Annotated in this window: 15 protein-coding genes and 3 pseudogenes; 12 read left to right on the plus strand and 6 right to left on the minus strand. The window is 65.8% G+C overall.

Features of this window, described 5'->3' with window-relative positions; genetic code table 11:
* Positions 1–2: 2 nt before the first annotated feature.
* Positions 3–898: pseudogene (locus FDZ84_RS23650) on the minus strand (IS982 family transposase).
* Positions 899–991: 93 nt separating this feature from the next.
* Here FDZ84_RS23650 and FDZ84_RS23655 point away from each other — a divergent pair.
* The 7 genes and pseudogenes from FDZ84_RS23655 to FDZ84_RS40885 form a co-directional block, all read left to right on the plus strand.
* Positions 992–2,218 carry a CdaR family transcriptional regulator gene (locus FDZ84_RS23655; RefSeq protein ID WP_168587683.1) on the plus strand — a complete coding sequence of 409 codons (1,227 nt, stop codon included), beginning with the start codon at positions 992–994 and terminating at the stop codon, positions 2,216–2,218.
* A gap of 380 nt (positions 2,219–2,598) precedes the next feature.
* Positions 2,599–3,606 carry a polysaccharide deacetylase family protein gene (locus FDZ84_RS23660; protein WP_168587684.1) on the plus strand — a complete coding sequence of 336 codons (1,008 nt, stop codon included), beginning with the start codon at positions 2,599–2,601 and terminating at the stop codon, positions 3,604–3,606.
* Positions 3,599–6,067, plus strand: coding sequence for an AMP-binding protein (locus FDZ84_RS23665; protein ID WP_168587685.1), 2,469 nt, complete (start codon positions 3,599–3,601; stop codon positions 6,065–6,067). Before FDZ84_RS23660 ends, FDZ84_RS23665 begins: the two co-directional genes overlap by 8 nt.
* 57 nt (positions 6,068–6,124) lie before the next feature.
* Positions 6,125–7,276 carry a substrate-binding domain-containing protein gene (locus tag FDZ84_RS23670; protein WP_168587686.1) on the plus strand — a complete coding sequence of 384 codons (1,152 nt, stop codon included), beginning with the start codon at positions 6,125–6,127 and terminating at the stop codon, positions 7,274–7,276.
* Positions 7,277–7,353: 77 nt separating this feature from the next.
* Complete coding sequence (locus FDZ84_RS23675) at positions 7,354–8,832, plus strand: sugar ABC transporter ATP-binding protein (protein ID WP_246869215.1); 1,479 nt, start codon at positions 7,354–7,356, stop codon at positions 8,830–8,832.
* Positions 8,829–9,878 carry an ABC transporter permease gene (locus FDZ84_RS23680; RefSeq protein ID WP_168587688.1) on the plus strand — a complete coding sequence of 350 codons (1,050 nt, stop codon included), beginning with the start codon at positions 8,829–8,831 and terminating at the stop codon, positions 9,876–9,878. The genes FDZ84_RS23675 and FDZ84_RS23680 overlap by 4 nt, the downstream gene beginning before the upstream one ends.
* 677 nt (positions 9,879–10,555) lie before the next feature.
* A pseudogene (locus tag FDZ84_RS40885) lies at positions 10,556–10,795 on the plus strand (transposase); the annotation flags it as partial.
* A gap of 870 nt (positions 10,796–11,665) precedes the next feature.
* On the opposite strand, the pseudogene FDZ84_RS40890 reads toward FDZ84_RS40885, so the two are convergent.
* The 5 genes and pseudogenes from FDZ84_RS40890 to FDZ84_RS23700 all read right to left on the minus strand — a co-directional run.
* Positions 11,666–11,791: pseudogene (locus FDZ84_RS40890) on the minus strand (hypothetical protein); the annotation flags it as partial.
* A 5-nt stretch (positions 11,792–11,796) separates the two neighbouring features.
* The gene (locus tag FDZ84_RS40895) at positions 11,797–12,468 is read right to left on the minus strand and encodes a tyrosine-type recombinase/integrase (RefSeq protein ID WP_371812663.1); all 672 of its coding nucleotides are present in this window, start codon (positions 12,466–12,468) and stop codon (positions 11,797–11,799) included.
* A complete protein-coding gene (locus tag FDZ84_RS39195; RefSeq protein ID WP_246868371.1) occupies positions 12,462–12,689 on the minus strand; it encodes a hypothetical protein in 228 nt (75 codons plus the stop codon). The genes FDZ84_RS40895 and FDZ84_RS39195 overlap by 7 nt, the downstream gene beginning before the upstream one ends.
* Positions 12,690–13,098: 409 nt before the next feature.
* Positions 13,099–14,451 (minus strand): MFS transporter, encoded by a 1,353-nt coding sequence (locus FDZ84_RS23695; protein WP_168587690.1) that lies wholly within the window; start codon positions 14,449–14,451, stop codon positions 13,099–13,101.
* 158 nt (positions 14,452–14,609) lie between these two features.
* The gene (locus FDZ84_RS23700; protein WP_168587691.1) at positions 14,610–15,227 is read right to left on the minus strand and encodes a TetR/AcrR family transcriptional regulator; all 618 of its coding nucleotides are present in this window, start codon (positions 15,225–15,227) and stop codon (positions 14,610–14,612) included.
* Positions 15,228–15,379: 152 nt separating this feature from the next.
* Here FDZ84_RS23700 and FDZ84_RS23705 point away from each other — a divergent pair, with 152 nt between their 5' ends.
* The 5 genes from FDZ84_RS23705 to FDZ84_RS23725 are packed head-to-tail and all read left to right on the plus strand — an operon-like array spanning position 15,380 to position 20,748.
* Positions 15,380–16,291, plus strand: coding sequence for a MaoC/PaaZ C-terminal domain-containing protein (locus tag FDZ84_RS23705; protein ID WP_168587692.1), 912 nt, complete (start codon positions 15,380–15,382; stop codon positions 16,289–16,291).
* Positions 16,288–17,109, plus strand: coding sequence for an alpha/beta fold hydrolase (locus FDZ84_RS23710; RefSeq protein ID WP_168587693.1), 822 nt, complete (start codon positions 16,288–16,290; stop codon positions 17,107–17,109). Before FDZ84_RS23705 ends, FDZ84_RS23710 begins: the two co-directional genes overlap by 4 nt.
* Positions 17,106–18,755 (plus strand): AMP-binding protein, encoded by a 1,650-nt coding sequence (locus FDZ84_RS23715; RefSeq protein ID WP_168587694.1) that lies wholly within the window; start codon positions 17,106–17,108, stop codon positions 18,753–18,755. The genes FDZ84_RS23710 and FDZ84_RS23715 overlap by 4 nt, the downstream gene beginning before the upstream one ends.
* A gap of 5 nt (positions 18,756–18,760) precedes the next feature.
* Complete coding sequence (locus FDZ84_RS23720) at positions 18,761–19,978, plus strand: acetyl-CoA C-acetyltransferase (protein WP_168590300.1); 1,218 nt, start codon at positions 18,761–18,763, stop codon at positions 19,976–19,978.
* Entirely contained in the window at positions 19,975–20,748 is a 774-nt protein-coding gene (locus FDZ84_RS23725; RefSeq protein ID WP_168587695.1) for an NAD(P)H-dependent oxidoreductase, read from the plus strand. Before FDZ84_RS23720 ends, FDZ84_RS23725 begins: the two co-directional genes overlap by 4 nt.
* Positions 20,749–20,755: the final 7 nt, after the last annotated feature.

Here is a 20,755-nt window from a genome sequence, read left to right on the forward strand (position 1 = left end):
TGTTAGTGGTCGAACGCGATGAGTGAGCGTTTGCTGGTCGCGCCGGTTTCCCAGTTGTGCCAGATGCCTGCGGCCATGGCCAGCAAGCGCTGGGCGACGCGGGTGAACACGCCTGCCGGGGTGCGTCCGCCGTGCTGTTCGAGGCCGAGTTGGCTTTTGAGGGTCTGGTTGACCGACTCGATCCACTGGCGCACACCGCCGAGGTTGCCGCATGCGTAGGTTTCGTCCTTGCGGTCCGGGCGCAGTAGCCGCAGTTGCTTCGACTCGGTGAGTTTCTTGAACTCCTTGCCGGAGAAACCCTTGTCGGCCAACAGAATCTGGCCGTTGCGGATCAGGTAGTGGTTGTTGTCGAGTAACGCGGCCAGCACCTCGCGTTCGCCGATCTTGGGGTCGGCCAGGCACCACATGACCGGCATCCCGTCCCCGGTACACACGAGGTAGAGCTTCAGGCCCCAGTACCACCTGGAGTGTGACGCGCAGTAACCATAGTTGGCGTGACCGGCCAGGTCCGAGCGTTTCACCGTCTCCCGGGACATGCCGCATGGCACCGGGGTGGCGTCGGTGATCCACAGGTCGTCGAACCAGGACGGGCAGCACGCGGCCAGGGTGATGATTGCCTTGCACAGCAAGGGCTGCGCGTTCCTCAAACGCTTGTTGTATCCGGGCTGGCGAGGCACGTGCGGGAACATCGCCAGCAGCTCGGGGTTGCTATGCACGTGCCGCATCCAGCGACGCTCACCGTTGTAACGCAGCAGAACCTGAGCCACCGCCAGCGTCAGCAACTCACTGTCGGTGAACAGCGGGCGCCGTCCCCGTCCGGTCCGAGCCGGGACGACATGGTCAGTGAGGTAGGCAGCACGTAGAGTGCGGTCAGGAGGGTGTTCAGTTCTTTCGTCACAGTTTGATCTTGAACACCCTCCTCCCAGGCCGTCACACCGGCCCCCTTCACATGATCTTCACGGAATCAATCATCTAGATCTAGACTGCAAGAGTGGCGGGGACGACAGATCGGTTGAGTTTCTATCGCGAGTGGATAGAAGCTCAGGGCGATGTTGTCTTCGAACGTCTGGTCGGTCTGCTTGCGGAACGCGTTCCCACGATGGTGCCAGACGACGTCGATCGGGCTCTACTGAGGGCATCTGTCATGTCACATCTGCCGTCGTTCCGGAGCTTTGGTTTGGCGGCTCGCCCTCGGATGTGGGCGATGCCGAAGCCGGCTCGCGTGCTCGTCATCGCTCAGGCGGACAGCGGTGCACCGCTGGAGTCGCTGCTGATGGCTTACGAGATCTGCAAGGTCGAGATCTGGAAGACGTTCCTCGAAGCGGTCCGGGCGAAGTCCCACGAGGCGCTGTCCGAGGACTTTCGGCTGGAGTTGCTCGAGGTCGCGATGAGCTGGATCTCCGACTACGTCCAGGACATCACTGCTCAGGTCGTCGAGATCTACTCCACGAGAACGGCTCATTTGGCCTACCGCGAGGGTGCCCAGGTCCGGGAAACGTTGGACAATTTCATTGCCGGAGACATTGACGTCGCGCACGCTGAGGAACTCCTCGGATACTCGATCGCCGGCTATGCCCACGTTGCCTTTGTCGTCGCTACCGACCCGGACCTTCCGGCCGGCCGATTGGACGCTTCGGTCTCCCACGTTGCGAGCATGCTGGGTGGTCCGTTCCTTGGGATGGCCCTGGGTGCCCGCTCGGCGCTGGTGTGGGTCACGGTGCGCGAGGGGTCCTGGACCGCATTCGGGTCACGCCTGCCCTCGCGTCCACCCGAGGGAGCCAGGGTCGCACTCAGCAGTGAGCAGTTTGGCGCCGTCGGGTTCCGACGTGTTCGGGAGGAGGCACTCAGTGCCGCGCGTCTGATGGAAGCCAATCCATCCGCATCGCCGCTGTGCTTTCCTGATGTCGAGGCCGAGACGCTAGCGCTTCAGGACCACCAGGCAGCGCGACAGTTGGTTCGTCGGCAGCTCGGCGCTCTGCTCTACAAGGGACCGGCCGGTCTCGAGCTGATACAGACAGTCCAGGTGTTCTTGGAAACCGGTGCCAGCCCGACGCGGACTGCCCGCGAGCTCCACTTGCATCCGAATACGGTGACGCAACGGCTCAAGAAGTTCGAGAAGGTCCGCGGTCGGCCGACCGAAGTCGGAGACCTTCCGCTCTGGCTCGCGCTTCGGCTTGCGCCCCTGGTTCGCCTCGACCAGGCGGCTGACGCCTCCTGACCGGCTAGCTGTTGCGGGCCAACAAGGGCTGGTTCTCCGCGCTCACCACCGAGAAGCGCAAGCGCGATGCGCACATCAGAGTCCGAGCCCTCAACACCGACATCCGGCCTGGATCAAGGCCGGAACGGGACCCCCGTCCCTACGTGTGGATCAAGACGCGGACCACGTCCTCGTATCCATCGCCCGCTCCTGCACACGAATTAACGACTTACGACACTAGCAGCGATTCCAGCCTCGCCTGGCGGGTTCGCCGGCCTCTACTCAGTGGCATGTGTTGGGACACCCCACCGGATTGTGGTGCCGGAGCAGGTTGATCCGGTGCGGCTCCAGCGAGCAACATGTTGTGTGACGCAGAGCACGTCACTACAGGAAGGCAACTTGTGAGCGAACCGATTTCTCCGAACGGCCCGGTGAAGGTGGCCATTACGGTGGACGACTTCCTGCAGTGGAAACTGGTGCCGTTTCCGACCGGGTACAGCGCTGAGCGCGTGGTGTCGTCGTTGACCTCGGCATTCGCTGATTTTGGGATCACTGGCTGCTACGCGTTTTTCAGCACGGGTCCAATGGAGGCGGATCCGAGTCTGCGCGAGCAAGTCGAAGCGTGGTGTGCTGCCGGGCACCACGTCGGAAACCATACGCACAATCACGCCAGTCCCGATTGGGTCCCGGCCAGTGCATTCACTGACGACATCAAACTCTCCGAGGACTACATCGGCAGTTTCATCGAGGCTGCTCCGGTGAAGTACTTCCGGTATCCGATGGACATGTGGGGCGCCGAGGCTGACAAGGTTGCCGACATTCACCACTTCCTGGCCGAGGAAAACTACATCCCGGCGCCGGTCAGCTACTGGTTCTATGACGCTCAGTTCGTCGCGCCGTACTGGCGAACGGTCGAGAGCGCGGACTCTGACGCGGCCGCTTGGCTGGTGCGGACGTACGCGGAAACGGCGGTTGACCAGCTCCGGCGCCACGCGGCTGTTTCGCGTGAGATGTTCGGCCGCGACCCGATCTTCATCTCGGTTTTTCACGGTACGGCCGTTACGTCCGACTCGGTGCGCCCAATGCTCGAGGCTCTGGTCGCGGCCGGCGTCGAGTTCGTATCGCTCGAGGAAGGCATGCGGGATCCGTTGAACGCGCTCCCAGCGCCAATTCACACCCGCCTCTTCCGAAACAGCACTCAGAAGTGGGCCGACCACCTCGGTGTCTCCTTCGAGGGGATTCCGCCGTTGGAGACGTTGTCCAAGATGGAGGAGATCAGTCCGCGTGAGGGGATGTCCTACGAGGATGTCTTTGGCGCGATGCGCAACAACGCCGCTAAGGAAGTTGGCGGCAAGGTTGCTGGCGGCGAGTTCGACTGGCAGAGCGCGGTGCAACCGATCCATGGCTGAGAGACCAGCACACCCGTTCGTTGCGCGACCTGACCGGGTCGCCGTCGTGATGGCTGCGTCAGGTGCAGCCATGACCTATCGTGAACTCGCCGACGGCTCGGCTCGGTTGGCGAATGTGCTCCGGGGAGCCAACCTCCCCGACGGTAGTCCGATCGCGATCCTCTTGGGGAACTGCCTGGAGTACTTCGTGGCGTACTGGGGCATCCTCCGAGCCGGCCACCGCGTCACGACCCTTAGTACTCAACTGACACCGAATGAGGCCGCCTACATCGTGGGCGATTGCAATGCGAGCGGCGTAATCGTCGGCACGGACTTCGAAGGTACAGCGTCGAGGTTCGACGAGATCGACCACCTGAAACTCAGGCTGGCAGTAGGGACGGGTCTGCTCGATGGGTACCGGAACATGCGGGAAGCCCTTGCCGAAGTATCGGATGAGCGCCCTGACCGGGAGCCGCTTGGGAACGAGCTGCTCTACTCGTCGGGCACGACCGGAACTCCCAAGGGCATCTGGCGGCCGATCGATCCGGACGCAGCCATCGACGAGCGTACGTTCTCGTTGGCCTCGGTGTATAAGACTGAGTTCGGCTTCGAGGATGGCGATGTCTATCTCAGTCCGGCGCCGCTGTATCACGCGAGCCCGCTGCGGTTCTGTGTCGCGACGCACGTGCTGGGCGGCACGGTGGTGGTACAGGAGAAGTTCGACGCCGAGGGAGCGCTCAAGGCGATCGAGCAGTATCGGGTGACTTACAGCCAGTGGGTCCCGACGATGTTCGTCCGGATGCTGCAGCTGCCCTCAGAAGTTCGGCACGCCTACGATCTTTCGTCGTTGCGGGTGGCCGTTCACTCGGCTGCACCCTGCCCGGATGCAACCAAGCGTGCGATGGTGTCGTGGTGGGGCCCGATCCTGTGGGACTTCTACGGCGCCTCGGAAGCCATCGGTCGGGCATTCCTTGACCCGAAGGAATGGTCCGAGCGACCAGGATCGGTAGGGCGACCTGATCCGGAACTGGTGCGGATCTGCGACGATAGTGGTGCCGCACTTGCGGCTGGCCGGGTCGGAACGATTTATTTCAAGCCCGCGCGCCCTTTCGAGTACTTCGGTGACTCGGAGAAGACCGCTCGTTCCCGTCACCCAGACAATCCGGCGTGGGTCACCGTTGGGGATGTTGGGCGATTGGACTCCGACGGGTACCTCTATCTCGCCGATCGTCAGTCCTTCGTGATCATCTCTGGCGGTGTGAACATCTACCCCCAGGAGGTCGAGAACGCGCTGGTCGGCCATCGCAAAGTGGCTGACGCTGTGGTCGTCGGGCGCTCAGACCCCGAGTTCGGCGAGTCCGTCGTGGCCTTCGTAGAGCCGGAGCCAGAGTTCCATGCCGACCCCGATCTGGTCGAGGACATTCGAGGTCGCCTCCGTCGGACGTTGGCTCGCTTCAAACACCCCAAGTGGATTGAGGTGGTCCGTGAGGTTCCCAGGACGTCCGGTGGCAAACCTGATGTGGCCATACTGCGTGAGCTGGCAAGCCAATTGTCGACTGCGCCAGCATCCAAGGCGCCGGACGTGGACGGCGGGGCAGCGGCAACAGGTCCCGTCGGGCGGTCAACTAGACGGGACAGTGGTCCGATCCTGGTCGATGATCGTGACGGGGTCAGGACAATCACCTTCAATCGTCCTGATGTTCACAACGCGCAGAATCTCGAGATGCTGCGCGAGTTCGATGCCGCGATCGACGAGGTGGTAGCCGACCGCTCTGTCAGGGTGTTGGTGATCGCGGGCGCGGGGCGGAGCTTCTGCTCGGGCCACGACCTTCGGATGATGGGCGAGGACGAGACCTACTTTAGCAACTTTTCCAAGGTGGAGACGCGGAAGGCACAGGAGAAGCGTTGGTTCGTCGACCCGGTTGAGAAGCTCCGCCACTTGCCGATACCGACCGTGTGCCGAATCCAGGGCCACTGTCTGGCTGCCGGACTCATGTTTGCCGCGGCGACTGACTTTGTCGTTGCGGGAGAATCCGCGATATTCGGGTCCCCGATCCTGATGCACATGGGGGTCAACGAGGCAGAGGTTCCCAACTTCGCATCGAAGGTTGGCGAGAGCTGGGCCAAACGGGTGTTCTGGTTGGACGAGAGACTGTCGGCCGAGCAAGCCCGGCAAGCAGGTCTGGTGACATGGGTAGTCCCGGACGCTCACCTTGACTCGAAGTTGGCATGGCTCACCGAGCGGCTCCGGCGTGCGCCTCGTCAGGCGTTGGAGCTGTCCAAGGAGAGTCTGCAGTACCTGGCGGACCTCCGCGGGGAGGCGCAGTTCCACACATTCCATTTCATGTCGCACCAGATCAGTCATGCGACTCACGAAGCGGGCCAGATTCTTGACGAGCGCCTTGCCCGCCTCGCGAGGTCGGAATCGGTGATTCCCGACCACGAATCGAGGTCATCTGGGGGCAGTACTTCTACGTCGTAGTGGTCTTTCTGTGAATCGTGAAAAGGGAAAGTAGGCACAGGTATGAGGTGTTTAAGATTGGCCATCGCCGCTGCGGCGGCGATGGTCCTCGTGACAGCGTGCGGTGAGAGCGATCCTTCCGGGGCTGGTGGCACCGATGCTGACGTTGCAGCCGTTGTCGAGCAGGCCAAGAAGAACATCGAGGCCAACTTCGCCGGCACGGACCGTGAGATGCCCAAGTCTGGGCCGAAGGCGGTACCTGGCAAGAAGGTCTGGGCGATTGCGTGCTCACTCCAAGGTTCTGGATGCGCGCTGCCCGCCAATGGTGCCGCGGCAGCAGGCAAGCACCTGGGCTGGGATGTGAAGGTGGTTGATGGCAAGCTCGACCCAAACGTCTACAACCAGCAGATTCGAGCAGCCATCGCGGACAAGGCTGACGCGATCATGCTGTTCTCGGTGGATTGTGCTGCGACCAAAGGAGCCATTTCGGAAGCCCATGCGGCAGGCATCGTCGTGTTCGGCGCCAACGCCCTCGATTGCGACGACAAGTTCGCAGGTGGCGGCGAGCGGATGTTCGACGGTCATCTCCCGTGGGGCAAGAACCTCGACACCTATGGTGAGTTCCTAAGCACGGTGGTCGGACCGGCGATTGCCGACTGGGTTATTGCAAAGACCAACGGTGAAGCCTTTGTGGTGGAGCTGAAGCAGGATGACCTGGCTGTGACGCGCCACGTCGGCGAGTCGTTCCGGGCTCGGATGGCCGAGTGCTCGACGTGCACGGTTGAGTCGATCCCATACACCTCTGGTGACATCTTCAGCGGCAAGCTGCAGGGTAAGACTGCGGCTGGGCTCTCGAAGTTCCCGAAGGCCAATGTGGTCATGTCGCCCTTGGATGCCAACATCCCGGTTGGTGTGGGAGCTGCTGTCGAGCAGGCTCGGAAGTCGGGTCGTTCTGACCTCCTGCTTGCCGGCCACGAAGGTAGCCCTTCGTCACTCGAACTGCTGCGCTCGGGTGTACAGAACTTCGCGGTCGGTCGACCGATGACCTGGCTGGGCTGGGCTGCTGCCGACTCCTTGAACCGGCTGTTTGCCGGCGAGGACGTCGTCGACTCGGGTATCGGCATCAAGTCGATGGACTCTGCCAGCGTCCCGGACGTCGAGGAGTACGACGGCAACCAAGGTGCTGACGCCTACCAGCAGAACTACATCAGGATTTGGCAGGGAAAGTAGCAGTGCGATCGAACGACTACATACTGCGGGTCGGGTCTGTCTCGAAGACCTACGGCACATCACGCGCGCTGGCTGAGGTGGACTTAGACGTTGCCCGAGGGAGCGTTCACGCCCTCGCCGGAGGGAATGGGTCCGGCAAGTCCACCTTGATCAAGGTGCTTGCAGGAGTCGTCCGGCCGGATCGGGGTGGACATGTGGCCACCCCGATCCGGAGCGAGCCGACAGACCAGATCACGCCGTCGGTCTCCCGGCAGTTGGGGCTTCGGTTCGTTCATCAGGACCTTGGCCTCTTTGAGGACCTGTCGGTAGCAGACAACCTGCTGCCGGTTCTCGCACCGGGGGACAGCCCGGCAGGCTTCGTCGGTCGGCAGTCGCTGCGTCAGCGGGCCAGGTCCATCCTCGACCGGTTCGAGCTGGATATCGACGAATCTCGGGACCTGCGTGAGTTGCGGCCTGCAGAGCAGACGCTGGTTGCCATCGCGCGCGCCCTCTCCGACTTTGAGGTGCCGTCCGGCGGGGTCGCGGACGGGGTCTTGTTCCTCGACGAGCCGACGGCTCGTCTTCCGCATGGCGAAGTGAGTGAGCTTTTGGAACGCTTGCGTGGGTACGCCGGCCGCGGGCAGAGCATCGTATTCGTCTCACACCGACTGGACGAGGTACTCGAAGTCTGCGATGCGGTCACGGTGCTGCGCGACGGCGTGAAGGTGCTCGATAGCCCGTCGGCAGATCTGGCCCGACCCAAGCTCGTAGAGGCGATCGTCGGCCGACAGGTCGATAGCGCGAGCGTTCGGGGAGGGCGGTCGCCCGTTGAGCATCGAGAAGTACTCTCGGTGTCCGGGCTTCTCGGGGGGCCGCTCCGCGGAGTGGACCTGCAGGTCGGGGCTGGTGAGGTCGTCGGCGTCGCCGGGCTGGTCTCAAGTGGCCGGACCAGCCTATTGGAAACGATCGTGGGTTTGCACCCGCACCTTGGCGGCTCGGTGAGGGTTGCGGGTCGTGAACTGTCGGGCGCTGGGCTTCGTACGATGCTGGCCAACGGCGTCGCTTACGTGCCTGAGGATCGCCTTCGTCTGAGCCTGTTCCCGGAAATGTCGGTATCGGACAATGTCGTAGCCAATGCGCTGCATCGGCACACCCAATTGGGGGTGTTCCGACCACGGAAGGCGACCCGGGCCGCAGCGCGGGAGCATGCCGAGTACGGCGTCAAGTCGCCCGGTTTGGATGCGCCGATCTCTGTCCTCTCAGGAGGTAATCAGCAGAAGGTCGTCATGGCGCGCTGGTTGTCGTCGTTGCCGCGAGTGCTGCTCCTAGACGAGCCCTCTCAGGGTGTGGATATCGGGGCTCGCGCAGATATCTATCGCTTCATTGGCGCCGCTGCCGAATCGGGCGCCGCAGTTGTTGTTGTCAGTTCAGACATCGAGGAGCTCCTGGGGCACTGCACCCGGATTGTGGGCCTTCACGAAGGCAAAATTTCCTTCAGCAGGCCCACCGAATCACTTACACGCAGCGAACTCATCAGCCTGGTTTACGAGATGAACGAGAAAGCGGACCTCCGATGAACCAACGAACCGAAGTCCCCGCCCACGAGGCAGCAGGCGTGTCATCGGCGGTCGAAACTCCATCTTGGCAGGTGTCTGGCGCCAAGGCAGCGGCCGTCGACTTTCTGGCCAAGTACGCACTCGTCGCTGGCTTGGTGGGCCTGACGCTCTACTTCGCTATCTCTCCGCAGACGTCCGAATCGTTCTCAAGTTGGACGAATGTTCAGACGATCGTGGCCAACGAGTCTGTTGTCGGCATCGTCGCGCTGGCCGCCTTGGTCCCCTTGGTGGCGTTCCGCTTCGATCTGTCCTTGGGGGCAAATGTCACAGTGTCGGCGATCGCGACTGCTCACGCCGTCGCTTACTGGGAGGTTCCGACGATCGTTGGCGTCATCATCGGGATCAGCACTGGGGCATTCATCGGTCTCGTGAACGGTCTGCTGGTGTCGCTCTTCCAAGCCAACTCGCTGGTGATCACGCTGGGCACATCGACGCTTCTCAGCGGATTGAGTGCGCTGTTCTCGGGGTACGACATCATCCTCGGCCTGCCTGACTCCATGACGGACTTCGGGGCGACCACGTTCCTGGGCATCCCGAAACCAGCATGGTTGCTGCTGATCTGCGTCCTGGCGGTGACGGTGCTGTTGCGGTACACCGTTGCTGGTAGGCATCTTTCCTTCATCGGTTCGAACGAGAAGGCGGCCAAACTGGTCGGCGTTCCGGTCTCGCGGATGGTGGCGTTCAGTTTTGTGATCGCTGGTGCTCTCGCTGGGGTTGCCGCGGTGCTATTGGTTTGCCGTACCGGATCGGCTTCGACCGGGATCGGCGAAGGATTCATGCTGCCGGCGTTGGCAGCAGTCTTCCTGGGGGCGACCACGATCAAGCCGGGGAGGTTCACCGTCGCCGGATCGATGGTCGGCGTCTTCTTTGTTGCGGTTGCTGTCAACGGCTTGACACTAGCCGGCGTCGATGACTGGGTCGAGCCGACCTTCACCGGCGCCGTGGTCGTGGTGGCGGTAGCACTCTCGGCGGTTCTGGCGGCCCGCAGTCGTGGTGAACGGCGGTGAGGGGGATGTCAGGAAAGCGGAGATCTGCACGGGTGCCGGCGGGCCGTAGGTACTGGCCATCGAGGACGTCCCCGACCTCGGAACCCGGCTGCCCATGGCAGCGCGCTCGGCCCAGGCCCTACCACGACTCAGGGAGGAAAGGGCAGCCTGAGCAGGCTGATCCGGTAACGACGCGCTCCGTGGCGGGTCACTGGCGGTGGAAGGACGCGAGCACTTCTGGATCGGTCGACACGACTTCGGCGCTACGTACGCCGAAACCTCGCTGCGCGTGCCGCGATGGTGTTCTTCACCGAGGGCAACAACCGCGAGCTCATGGTCCGCTGCGCAGTCTGGCGAGTGAACTCCTAGCCAGGAAAGGAAGCCGATGGTCCCGCTGCTGGCGAGACGCTGACAAGGCTCTCCGAGACTCGATTCAGGCGTCCGTAAACTCCCCAAGAGTTGGCGCGTGCCAGCGATCAGAGTTCGCCTAGGTGGCTGGTGTTTTTGGTTGCTAAGGATCGGTGTGTCTCGCCCGGTTGAGGTGATCGTTTTGGCAGGATGGTCGGGTGACGTTGGGACGTGCGCCTCGCCAGACCGACCTGCTGCGGTCGACGGTGGACTACTGCCAGGACCGCGTCCCGTCGGATTCGATCTACGGGGTGCTGCATCGGGAGTGCTTCGCGTTGTTCCCGGATGAGATGTTCGCTGACCTGTTCACCGATGTGGGTCGCCGGTCGGTGCCGCCGATGATCGTGGCGGTGGTGATGGTGCTGCAACGCATCGAGGGCTTGTCGGACCGGGAGGCGGTCGACCGGTTCGCTTTCGACGCCCGCTGGAAATACGCCGCTGGTGGCCTGCATTTCGACTATCCCGGGTTCGTGCACATCGTACTGGTGGACATGCGGGCCAGGCTGGCCCGCTCTGCACGGCCGGACCGGATCTTCGAGGCAGTCCTGGACGTGGCCCGGCAGGCCGGGCTGGTGGGCCGCAAGCGTGTGCTGGACTCGACCCCGTTGTATGACGCGGTGGCCACAATGGACACCATCACGTTGATCCGTTCGGCGATCCGGGGTCTGCTGGCTGCCGCCGATGCCGAACAGGCCGCCCGGCTGCGGGCGGTGATCACCTCTGGGGATGACTACGCCAGCACGGCGAAACCACAGATCGACTGGGACGATCACAACGCCCGGGAGGAATTGATCGACTCCCGGGCTCGGGACGGGTTCGCGCTGCTGGCCCTGCTGGACGACCATGAGCTGGGTGAGGGCGTGGACAAGGCCGTGCGGCTGCTGGCCACCGTGCTGGGCCAGGACTTGGCCGACGATGGCGACGGGGTGTTCCGCATCGCCCGGGTCGCCCCGGACCGGATCATTTCCACCGTGGATCCCGAGGCCCGTCATGGGCACAAGACCAGTGCTCGCGGTTTCGACGGTTACAAAGGGCATGTCGCGATCGAGCCCGATGCCGAGATCATCACCGCCACCGAGGTCACGGCCGGAAACAGCGGTGACGCCGAGGCCGCCGAGGCCCTGCTCGCCGACATCATGCCCTCCGAAGCCGAAGCCGAAGCCGAAGCCGAAGCCGAAGCCGAAGCCGAAGCCGAAGCCGAAGCCGAAGCCGAAGCCGAAGCCGAAGCCGAAGCTAAGGATGAGGTTGAGGTTGAAGATCGGGCGGCGGTGTATGGGGATGCGGCCTACGGTGCGGGTGAGTTGCTGGAACGGCTGGACGAGGCTGATATCCACAATGGACTGTTGGCGGATCTCGTGGTGGCGGTAGAGGAAATCGAGGGAGACACCGGCGGTGTGGGCCAGGCTGCGGAAGGTGATCGGCTCATTGCGGCGGATCAGCTCACGCAGGCCCTGCTCGGCGCGGGCCTGCGCGGCGGCGCTCTTGCGAGCGGCGGCCTGCCGGAGGTTGTCGGGGTTGCCCCGCATGTCGGTCACCGCGCGTCTTGCTCGTCGATGATCGCGTCGGTGCGGGCCGCGACGCCGGCGCCGCGCAGGGCGTGGATGGTGCCGTCGGCCAGCCGGGTCTGTTCGAGCTTGAGAATGATGCGGCCGAGCGCATCGTGTTCCTGGCGTCGCCCGGCCAGCCAGACGTTGTCCTCGCCTAGTTCCTGTCCGGTGCGGGCGCGGAACGCCGCGCGGCGTTCCTCCATGACCTTGTCGGTCCGGGCCCGTTGTGCGGTCAACTCCGGGAGGAAGCTGGCGTCTGTCGCGAACTTGTCACAGGTCAGGCACGCGTTCCCTTTGGAACACGCCTGGCGGGGTGGCAGTAGGCACCAGCCGTTGGGCAAGGCCCGGTCGGTGCGCTTATCCAGCTCGAGCATGTCGTAGAGATCCCTCGGGTCGACCTCGAGGTCTCGGGCGTCGGCGGTGATCTTGCGGTAGCGCAGGAACTCTGCCTCGGCGGTGGACTGCAACGTCTGCGCGTAGGTCATGCTCATGGTCGGCGTCAGGTGCCCCAAATACCGCTGCACCACGTGTATTGGAACTCCGCTGTTGAGCAGGCTGGTGGCCACCGTATGCTGGAACCGGTGGGTGCGGTTGAAGTCGATCAGCGCACCGGTGCTGTCGTGAACGTCGAGCCGCTTGGCCAGCTCGGTCAGCAAGCTCCGCAGGGCGCGAGCGGTGTAGGGCGCCGGTCGCCGTTGCGGTTCATGTGCGCCGCCAGGAACAGGTACTTCGGTGTCTTGCCGGGCGCGCCGTGTTCTGCGAAGTACCGCTGCGCCCACTGCTGCTGCTCCTGGACGATCGCAACGACCTCAGCGTGCACCAGGATGGTGTCGGGAGCACCTTCGATTTTCGTTTGCTGGTAGCGGAGGTTGGCCACCGGCGCCTGGGCGTCACCGTCTCGCGCCGGACCGGACTGCTCCGCGGCAGCTGTGGGTAGCAGTGGCCGAACCCGCCCTCGTCCAAAACGGCGCCCAGCTGGTCAAGACCGCCCATGATACCCAAACCCAACGGTGGATCGAGGCTTAGACAACCCGATGATCTCCCACCGGAAACCGCGCCCTCGTCTTACGTCCCGCCTGGTCAGAAACCCGCCGCAACCTCAGATCAACCTTGCACACGCCCTGCGGTAGGGATCAAGCAACGAACCTGCAGCCGTTTGCGACGCGAAGCGCACAGTTTCAACATCGGAATGTTCTACAACTCCCACCGGCCTCACGTCTGGCAGACCGAACACGGCGGCTGCGGGTCCGCTCAAGACCCGCAGCCGCTCGGACTCGTCGTGCGACTCAGTCGATGATCGCTACCGAGCGGGCGTCCTCCGCCCCGGAGGTCTGGTAGAGATCGCGGCGGAAGCGCTCCTTGATCGTCACGACTGCCACGAACGTCACGATCGCGGTTCCGACGATGTACAAGGCAACCGACCAGGAGCTTCCGGAGGCTGCGAGCAGCGCGGTCATCATGAACGGAGCGAGACCGCCTGCGAAGACGGAGGCGAACTGGTAGCCGAGCGAGGCGCCCGAGTAACGCACGTCGGCGGGGAACATCTCGGCGTAGAGCGTGGCCTGGGGGCCGTACATCGTGGCGTGGATAGTGAACCCGATGAGCAGAGCGAGGAACACCAGCGGAACGGAGCCGGTGTCGACGAGCCAGAACATCGGGAAGGCGAACACCGCCATTAGTACGGTGCCGATCAGGTAGAGCTTCTTTCGGCTCCCCATCCGGTCGGTGAGCGCGCCGAAAAAGGGCATGGTGACGACCTGGGTGAGACCGGTGATCATAACGCACCAGAGGATCGAGGTGCGGGACATGCCAACCTCGGTGGTGGCGTAGCTGAGCATGCCGCTGATCAGGATGTAGAAGGTGGCGTTGACGACGAAGAACGCGCCTGCAGCCTGCAGGATCTCCCGCCAGTAGTGGCGGATGGCCTCGCTCAAAGGCGCCTTGCGCAGACCGGCCTCGCGCTTGGACTGTGCGGACTGCTGCTGCAGCTCGCGGAACACGGGGGTGTCCTCGATCTTGAGTTGCACGTAGCTGCCGATCAGAACCAGGATCAGCCCGGACAAGAACGGGATCCGCCAGCCCCAGCTGGTGAACTGCTCCGCGCTCAGGGCAGTGGTCAACAGGACGAAGAACAGGTTGCCCGCGACCGCCCCGAAGATTGCGCCGGTCTGAACTAGGCTGCCGTAGAAGCCACGCCGCTCGACGGGTGCGTGCTCGGTCAGCAGGAGCGCTGCTCCGCCCCACTGAGCGCCGACCCCGAGGCCCTGTACCAGGCGGGCGACCACGAGCAGGATCGGTGCCCAGATACCGATCGTGTCGTAGCCGGGCAGAACACCGATGGCGAAGGTCGCGAGCCCCATGAGCAGCATCGCCGCGACCAGCGGAGGCTTGCGCCCGACGCGGTCGCCGACGTGGCCGGCGATGATGCCGCCGAGGGGGCGGGCGACGAAGCCGACCGCGAAGGTCGCGAACGAGGCCAGCGTGCCTGCCACCGGGCTCACCGACGGGAAGAACTGGTGGCCGAAGACCAACGCGGCGGCCGTGGCGTAGATGAGGAAGTCGAACCACTCGAGCGCGGTTGCGAAGACCGCTGCGGAAGCGAGCCTGCCCATCTTCTTCGGGGGAACGTGCTGGTCCATCCGAGTCCACCTCCAGGCCGCTTCGATGCGGTCATGTGGTGCCGGCAGCGCTGCCGTCGCCGGGCACAGGTACGAACGATCGTTCGTAGAAGCTAGCGACTCCGCTCCTGCAGGACAAGGGCCGAGTTTCAGAGGTCCCCTCCGCGGCGCCTGGCGGCTCAGTGGGCGAGCGGGGCCTCGAGGAGGGCTAGGGCGTAGCGCGCGTACTGCTCGGACAGCTGTCCTCGACTAAGAGGCCCGTCCGCTCGGTACCAGGAGGCGATCGCGGCCACGGTGCTGAGGATGGCGCGGGCGGCGTCGGTCGCGTACGGCGTGCGGAAGGAGCCCTCTGCGGCACCTTGGGCGACGATGCGTTCGAACGCGGCCTGCGTCGCATCGCGGTCGGTCACCAGGGCGGCTCGGTCCTCCGGGTCGAGGTAGCGGACCTCGTTGGTCGCCACCAGGGTCGCCACCTGGTGATCCACGACGAACCCCACGTGGGCGCGCACCGCTTCGCGCAGTCGCGAGGGTGCGTCGTCGCCGGCGAGGTCGATCGCGTCGAGGACGCGGTTCTGCAGTTCGAGGTTGGCGTGACGCAGGGCTGCGGCCAGCAGTTTCGACTTCGACGGGAAGTAGTTGTACAGGTTCGACAGGCTGGTGTCGGCGCCTTTGGCGACGTCGCGCATCGAGGCACCGTTGAAGCCCTTCGTGCCGAAGGCCTGGATCGCGGCGTTCAGGATCGCGGCCTCATTCCTACGGCCGGTGTCGGCTACGAGAGCCGTGGAACGAGTGTTCATGTCGTACACCGTAACGCACGGCGAGATGGACCTGATGGCCTTGACAGCCGCGAGGTCAGGTGATTCCGTGAGGAACGTAAGAACGTTCGTTCGTGTGGCGTGGGCCACTGGAATCTCGCCTGTCGTGGCTGGTTCGTCAGAGAGGACGGTCAATGAGTAGCAGCATCGCCGAGAGCCCGGCGGAGGTGGCGGTGTCGCGGGCTCCGCGTGAGGCGGCGACGTCCCCGTTCTTTGAGGACTTCGAGGTGGGGCAGGTCTTCACCGGCCCGCCGCGGACGTTCTCGGCCGAGGTCGTCGCCGCCTTCGCCGAGGTCAGCGGGGACCGGGCCGCTCTGCACACCGAGCGCGGCCACTCGGCCGACGGGCGTCCGCTGGTGCACGGTCCGCTCGGTCTCGCGGGATTCTTCGGGTGGCACCACGAGCGGGGGCTCTCGGATCACGTGGAGGCGGCATTCGACACGCAGTGGGACTTCGTGTCGCCGATCTATGTGGGAGACGCGGTCACCTACGAGATGACGGTGACCCGCACTCGTCGGACGTCGGCGCTGCGCAACGGGATCGTCGGGCGGCACGTCGTGGTTCGCAACCAGGACGGAGAGGTCGTGCAGGTGGGGCGGACGGCCGCTCTGGTCGCCGCCCGGCAGGTCGTCGATGACCGTGAGGCACGGCTCGGCCGGGCCTTCCCGTCTGCGGCCTGGGCACGTGCGCTCGCGACCAGGCTCGGGGACTCGGCCGCTTTCACCCGGGCCACCGGTACCTGGGACGGGACGATCGGCCTGCGCTTCGGTGCGGATCTGCTGTTGTTCCGCGTTTACCGCGGACGGGTGCTCGAGGCCGGGACCAGGACGCCGGACGGGCCGACGTTCGTCGTGTCCGCCTCGGACGTCGTGTGGGCTCACTTGCTGACCGGGCCGGTCAACGACTTCACCAAGCGGACCATGCGCGACGAGTTCGGCGTGGAGGGCAGCGCCTATGAGTACCTGCGGCTGACTGCGGCGATCGTCGCGGTGGTCGACGAGGCACGGGCGTTCGCCGGTGCCGAGGGGACGGAGGACAACCGATGAGGGCCGACTACATCGAGGTGGGCGGGACGCGCTCGTTCGTCCTCGAGGAGGGCAGCGGGCAGCCGCTGTTGTGCCTGCACACCGCAGGCCAGAGCGGCGTCCAGTGGCGATACGTCCAGCCGCGACTGGCCGCGTTCGGGTACCGGGTCGTGGTCCCGGACCTGCCCGGACACGGCCGCTCCGAGCCTGCCATCGGCGGGCCGGTGCGAGACCTCGGCGTGTACGCGCAGTGGTGCGAGGAACTGATGGACCAGCTGGAGATGGAGCGTCCCTTCGTGGTCGGCTGCTCCATCGGAGGAGCGATCACGCTGCAACTCGCGGTGCGCCGCGGCGAGCGGCTGGCCGGCGCCATCGCGATGGCGGCCCACGGCGGGACCGACTCCACCACGCTCACCGTGCGCGGCCTCGAACGGGAACTGGTCGACTCGGCGGCACCGAGCCGGTCGGACCGGACGTACTTCGGCACCCTGGCCGTCGTCGGCAGACGAGTGCCCGCGGAGCGGGCGGAACTCATCGCCCGGATGCACCGCCGCGAGGACCCCGAGATCTCCAACAGCGACCTCATCGGGTGGGCGACCTACGACGTGCTCGCCAAGCTCGACGGCGTGGCCTGTCCCACTCACCTCGTCGTGGGCGACGACGACCTGTGGCTCGACCCGCGGGACGTCCAGCGGGCGGCCGACCTGATCCCCGACTCCCGCTACACGCTGCTCGAAGGCATCGGGCACTACCCGATGGAGGAGCTCGAAGGCTTCGCCGACACCCTGCATGGCTGGCTGTCCGACCTCGACGGCAGCCGGGGCAGGAGCGCGGCATGAGCACCGGACCGACACTCGCCGAGCTGCTGGCGGACACCGTCACCACCGCCCCGTCGAGCGTGGCCGTGATCGACGGCGGTTCCGACCCCATCCGCGTCACGAGGGCCGAGCTGAGCTCGCGCGTCCTCGCCATGCGCGACGATCTCCGGAGCCACGGCGTGGAGGAGGGCAGCTGCGTAGGGGTGTGGCTTCCGAACTGGTCTGAGGCGCTCGTCCTTCAGTTCGCCGCGGCTGCGCTCGGCGCCCACGTCATCGGGATCAACACCCGATACGGCGTCGCCGACGTCGCGCACGTGCTCGACCGTGCCCGCCCGAAAGTCGTGGCGATCGCCCATGAGTTCCTCGGCCTGGACCTACGTTCGCGGCTGCACGCTGCCGTCGCCGAGGTGGACGCCCCGGTGCCGGAGCTCGCGGTGGTGACCGGTCCCACGCGCGCGCCCGCCGCCCCGGACGTCGCGGCAACCTACGACGTCGGTGCCGGAGCCTGGATACCCTCGCGCCCGGCGAGCACCGCCGCTGACCTCGAGGTGCTGTACGGCGGATCGGACGCCCTCGCGGTCGCGTTCACTACCTCCGGGTCCACGGGGAGGCCCAAGCTCGCGGCGCACCTGGGGAGCGCTGTCGCCAGGCACGCCCGCAACGTCGCCGTCGCAGGCGGCTGGGACGCTTCCTCGGTGAGCCTGGTCGTGCTCCCGCTCTCCGGGGTGTTCGGGTTCGTCCCGGCAATCACGGCGATCGCCGCGGGCGGGGCGGCGCTGCTGGAACCGACCTTCGACGACGACCTGGTCGTGCGACACATGGCCGAGTTCGGGGTGACCCACCTGGCCAGCGCCGACGACGTCGCCGGTCGCCTGATGGATAGCGTGCGCGCCCGCGGCGGCAACCTCTCGAGCTGGCGGCGGATGCTCATCGGCGACTTCTACGGCAAGTCCATCAAGGTGGCGGAATGGGCCGAGGAGGAGACCGACACCCCTACCCTGGGGATCTACGGCTCCAGCGAGCTGTTCGCGCTGACCTCCTTCTGGCGCGAGCACGATGCCGCCCCCGCGCGGTGGCGGGGCGGCGGCCGCCCGGTGTCGGAGGACATCGAGGTGCGGGTCGTCGACCCGGTCACCGGCGGGCCACCCCCGGACGGCGAGCCCGGTGAGCTGCAGTTCCGCGGCTACAACGTCGTCGACGCCTATCTCGGCGACGACGACGGCGCCATCCGGGCCCGGTCGTTCACCGAGGACGGCTGGTTCCGGTCTGGTGACCTCGGCACAGTGCGCCCGGACGGTGGGTTCGACTACGCGGGCCGGATGGGTGACTCGATCCGCCTCCGCGGCTTCCTCGTCGAAGCAGCCGAGATCGAGATCCGGCTCGCCGAGCACCCGACCGTGGCCCGGACGAAGGTCGTCGGCGTGACCGTGGACGGTGACACCCGCGCGATCGCTTTCGTCGAACCCGTCGCGGGGGCCACTCCCGATCCCGACGAGCTGCGCGCCTGGTGCGCCGCCGCCTTGGCCAAGTTCAAGGTCCCCGACACCGTCCACGTCATCGAGCAGATGCCGACCACCGTCGGCACAAACGGTTCCAAGATCAAGGCCGCGGCGCTGCGCGAGCTCGCTCAGCAGCTGCTGGCCGGTCCTCAGGAGGTCACCCGGTGAGACAGTTGTCCGATGTCGTCATCTGCGATCCGGTGCGCACCCCTGTCGGTGTGGACGGCGGGGTCTTCTCCGACCTCACCGCCGCCGACCTCGCCACCCAGGCGCTGAACGGACTGATCACTCGCACCGGCCTGGGGGAGGGCGACGTCGACGACGTCGTGCTCGGCTACTGCTACCCCACCAGCGAGGCACCGGCCATCGGCCGCGTCGCCGCGCTCAACGCCGGCCTCGGCGTCGGAGTCGGCGGCATGCAGCTCGACCGCCGCTGCGGCTCCGGACTCCAGGCGGTCCTGCAGGCCGCGCTGACCGTCGGCCAGGGCTGGGCGGATCTGATCGTGGCCGGCGGTGTCGAGGCGATGAGCCAGGCCGAGTACTACGCGCTCGGACTGAAGAAGGGGATCCGCAGCGACGAGCTCACCCTCGTCAACCGAATCGGCCGCGGCCGCACCACCGCGGGTGGAGAGAACTACCCGGTGCCCGGCGGGATGCTCGAGACCGCCGAGAACCTCCGTGCCGAGTACGGCATCGGCCGGACCGAGCAGGACGAATTCGCGCTGGCGTCCCAGGAGAAGGCCGTCGCCGCGACCAAAGCGGGACGGTTCACCGACGAGATCGTGCCGGTCACGGTGCCCGCGACCCGGCGGACCCCCGAGACGGTGGTGACCCTCGACGAGCACCCCCGCCCCGGCCTCACCATGGCCGACCTGGCCCGGCTCCGTCCGGTCCGGCTGTCACAGGATCCGGACGCGACCGTGACCGCGGGCAACGCGTGCGGGCAGAGCGACGGCGCCTCGGTCTGCGTAGTCACCACCGCCGACCGCGCCGCCGAGCTCGGACTGACGCCGTACCTGCGCATCGTCACCTCCGCGCTAGCGGGTGTGCCACCGCGCACGATGGGCATCGGGCCCGTACCGGCGGTGGCCAAGGCCCTCGATAGGGCCGGGCTGACGCTGGCGGACATCGACCTGATCGAGATCAACGAGGCGTTCGCCGCTCAAGTCATCGCCTGCCTACGGGAGTGGGACTTCAACGAGGCCGACTACGAACGGCTCAACGTCAACGGCTCCGGGATCTCCCTGGGGCACCCAGCGGGTGCCACCGGGTGCCGCATCCTCACCACGCTGGCCCACGAGATGCGCCGCCGAGGGAGCCGCTACGGCCTGGAGACGATGTGCATGGGCGGTGGCCAGGGACTTGCGGCGATCTTCGAGCGTGTCGCATGAAGGTCCTCTGGCTCTTCGCGCACCCCGAACCCCGATCCCTCAACGGCGCTCTCCGGGACGGCGCGGTAACCACACTGGAACAGGCCGGGCACGAGGTCGTCATGTCCGACCTGCACGCGATGGGGTGGAATCCGGTCGTCACGGCCGCGGACTACGGCCATGACCTGGCCGAGAGATTCCGGGTCGGGCCGGTGTCGGCCACCGCCCTCACCGCGGGCACGCTGAGTGCGGACGTGCTCGCCGAGCAGGCCAAGGTCGAGGCGGCCGACGCACTCGTCGTCCAGTTCCCGCTCTGGTGGTACGGCATGCCCGCGATTCTCAAGGGCTGGTTCGACCGCGTGTTCCTGAAGGGCTTCGCCTACGGCATCGAGGACCCCCGACACCCGGGCCGGACGCTGCGCTACGGCGACGGGAACCTCGCGGGCAAGCGCGCCCTAGTCGTGACCACTGCAGGCGGGCGGGGTCCAGCCCTCGGGCCGCGCGGGGTGAACGGCGAGATCGGCGAGCTGCTCTTCCCGCTCCAGCACGGCACGCTCTGGTACGTGGGTTACGACGTCCTGCCACCGGTCGTCGTCCCCGGCGCCAACCGCCTGCCCACAGAGGAGTTCGAGACCGCTGCCAAGGAACTCCGTGAGCGAGTCCTGGCGATCCCGACCACGGCGCCGATCCCGTTCCGCACCCAGAACGGCGGGGAGTACGACAACGACCTGGTCCTGCACGACCACCTCGCTCCCGGCCGCACCGGGCTCGGGGTGCACCTGCAGGACTGAACCTGCC

The sequence above is a fragment of the Saccharopolyspora sp. ASAGF58 genome (assembly GCF_012277335.1).
Taxonomy (GTDB): domain Bacteria; phylum Actinomycetota; class Actinomycetes; order Mycobacteriales; family Pseudonocardiaceae; genus Saccharopolyspora; species Saccharopolyspora hattusasensis.

Coding starts and splice junctions, on each gene's coding strand:
- FDZ84_RS23665 (WP_168587685.1), top strand. CDS start 3,599: ATGGCTGAGAGACCAGCACACCCGTTCGTTGCGCGACCTGACCGGGTC.
- FDZ84_RS23680 (WP_168587688.1), top strand. CDS start 8,829: ATGAACCAACGAACCGAAGTCCCCGCCCACGAGGCAGCAGGCGTGTCA.
- FDZ84_RS23695 (WP_168587690.1), bottom strand. CDS start 14,451: ATGGACCAGCACGTTCCCCCGAAGAAGATGGGCAGGCTCGCTTCCGCA.
- FDZ84_RS23700 (WP_168587691.1), bottom strand. CDS start 15,227: ATGAACACTCGTTCCACGGCTCTCGTAGCCGACACCGGCCGTAGGAAT.
- FDZ84_RS23705 (WP_168587692.1), top strand. CDS start 15,380: ATGAGTAGCAGCATCGCCGAGAGCCCGGCGGAGGTGGCGGTGTCGCGG.
- FDZ84_RS23710 (WP_168587693.1), top strand. CDS start 16,288: ATGAGGGCCGACTACATCGAGGTGGGCGGGACGCGCTCGTTCGTCCTC.
- FDZ84_RS23715 (WP_168587694.1), top strand. CDS start 17,106: ATGAGCACCGGACCGACACTCGCCGAGCTGCTGGCGGACACCGTCACC.
- FDZ84_RS23725 (WP_168587695.1), top strand. CDS start 19,975: ATGAAGGTCCTCTGGCTCTTCGCGCACCCCGAACCCCGATCCCTCAAC.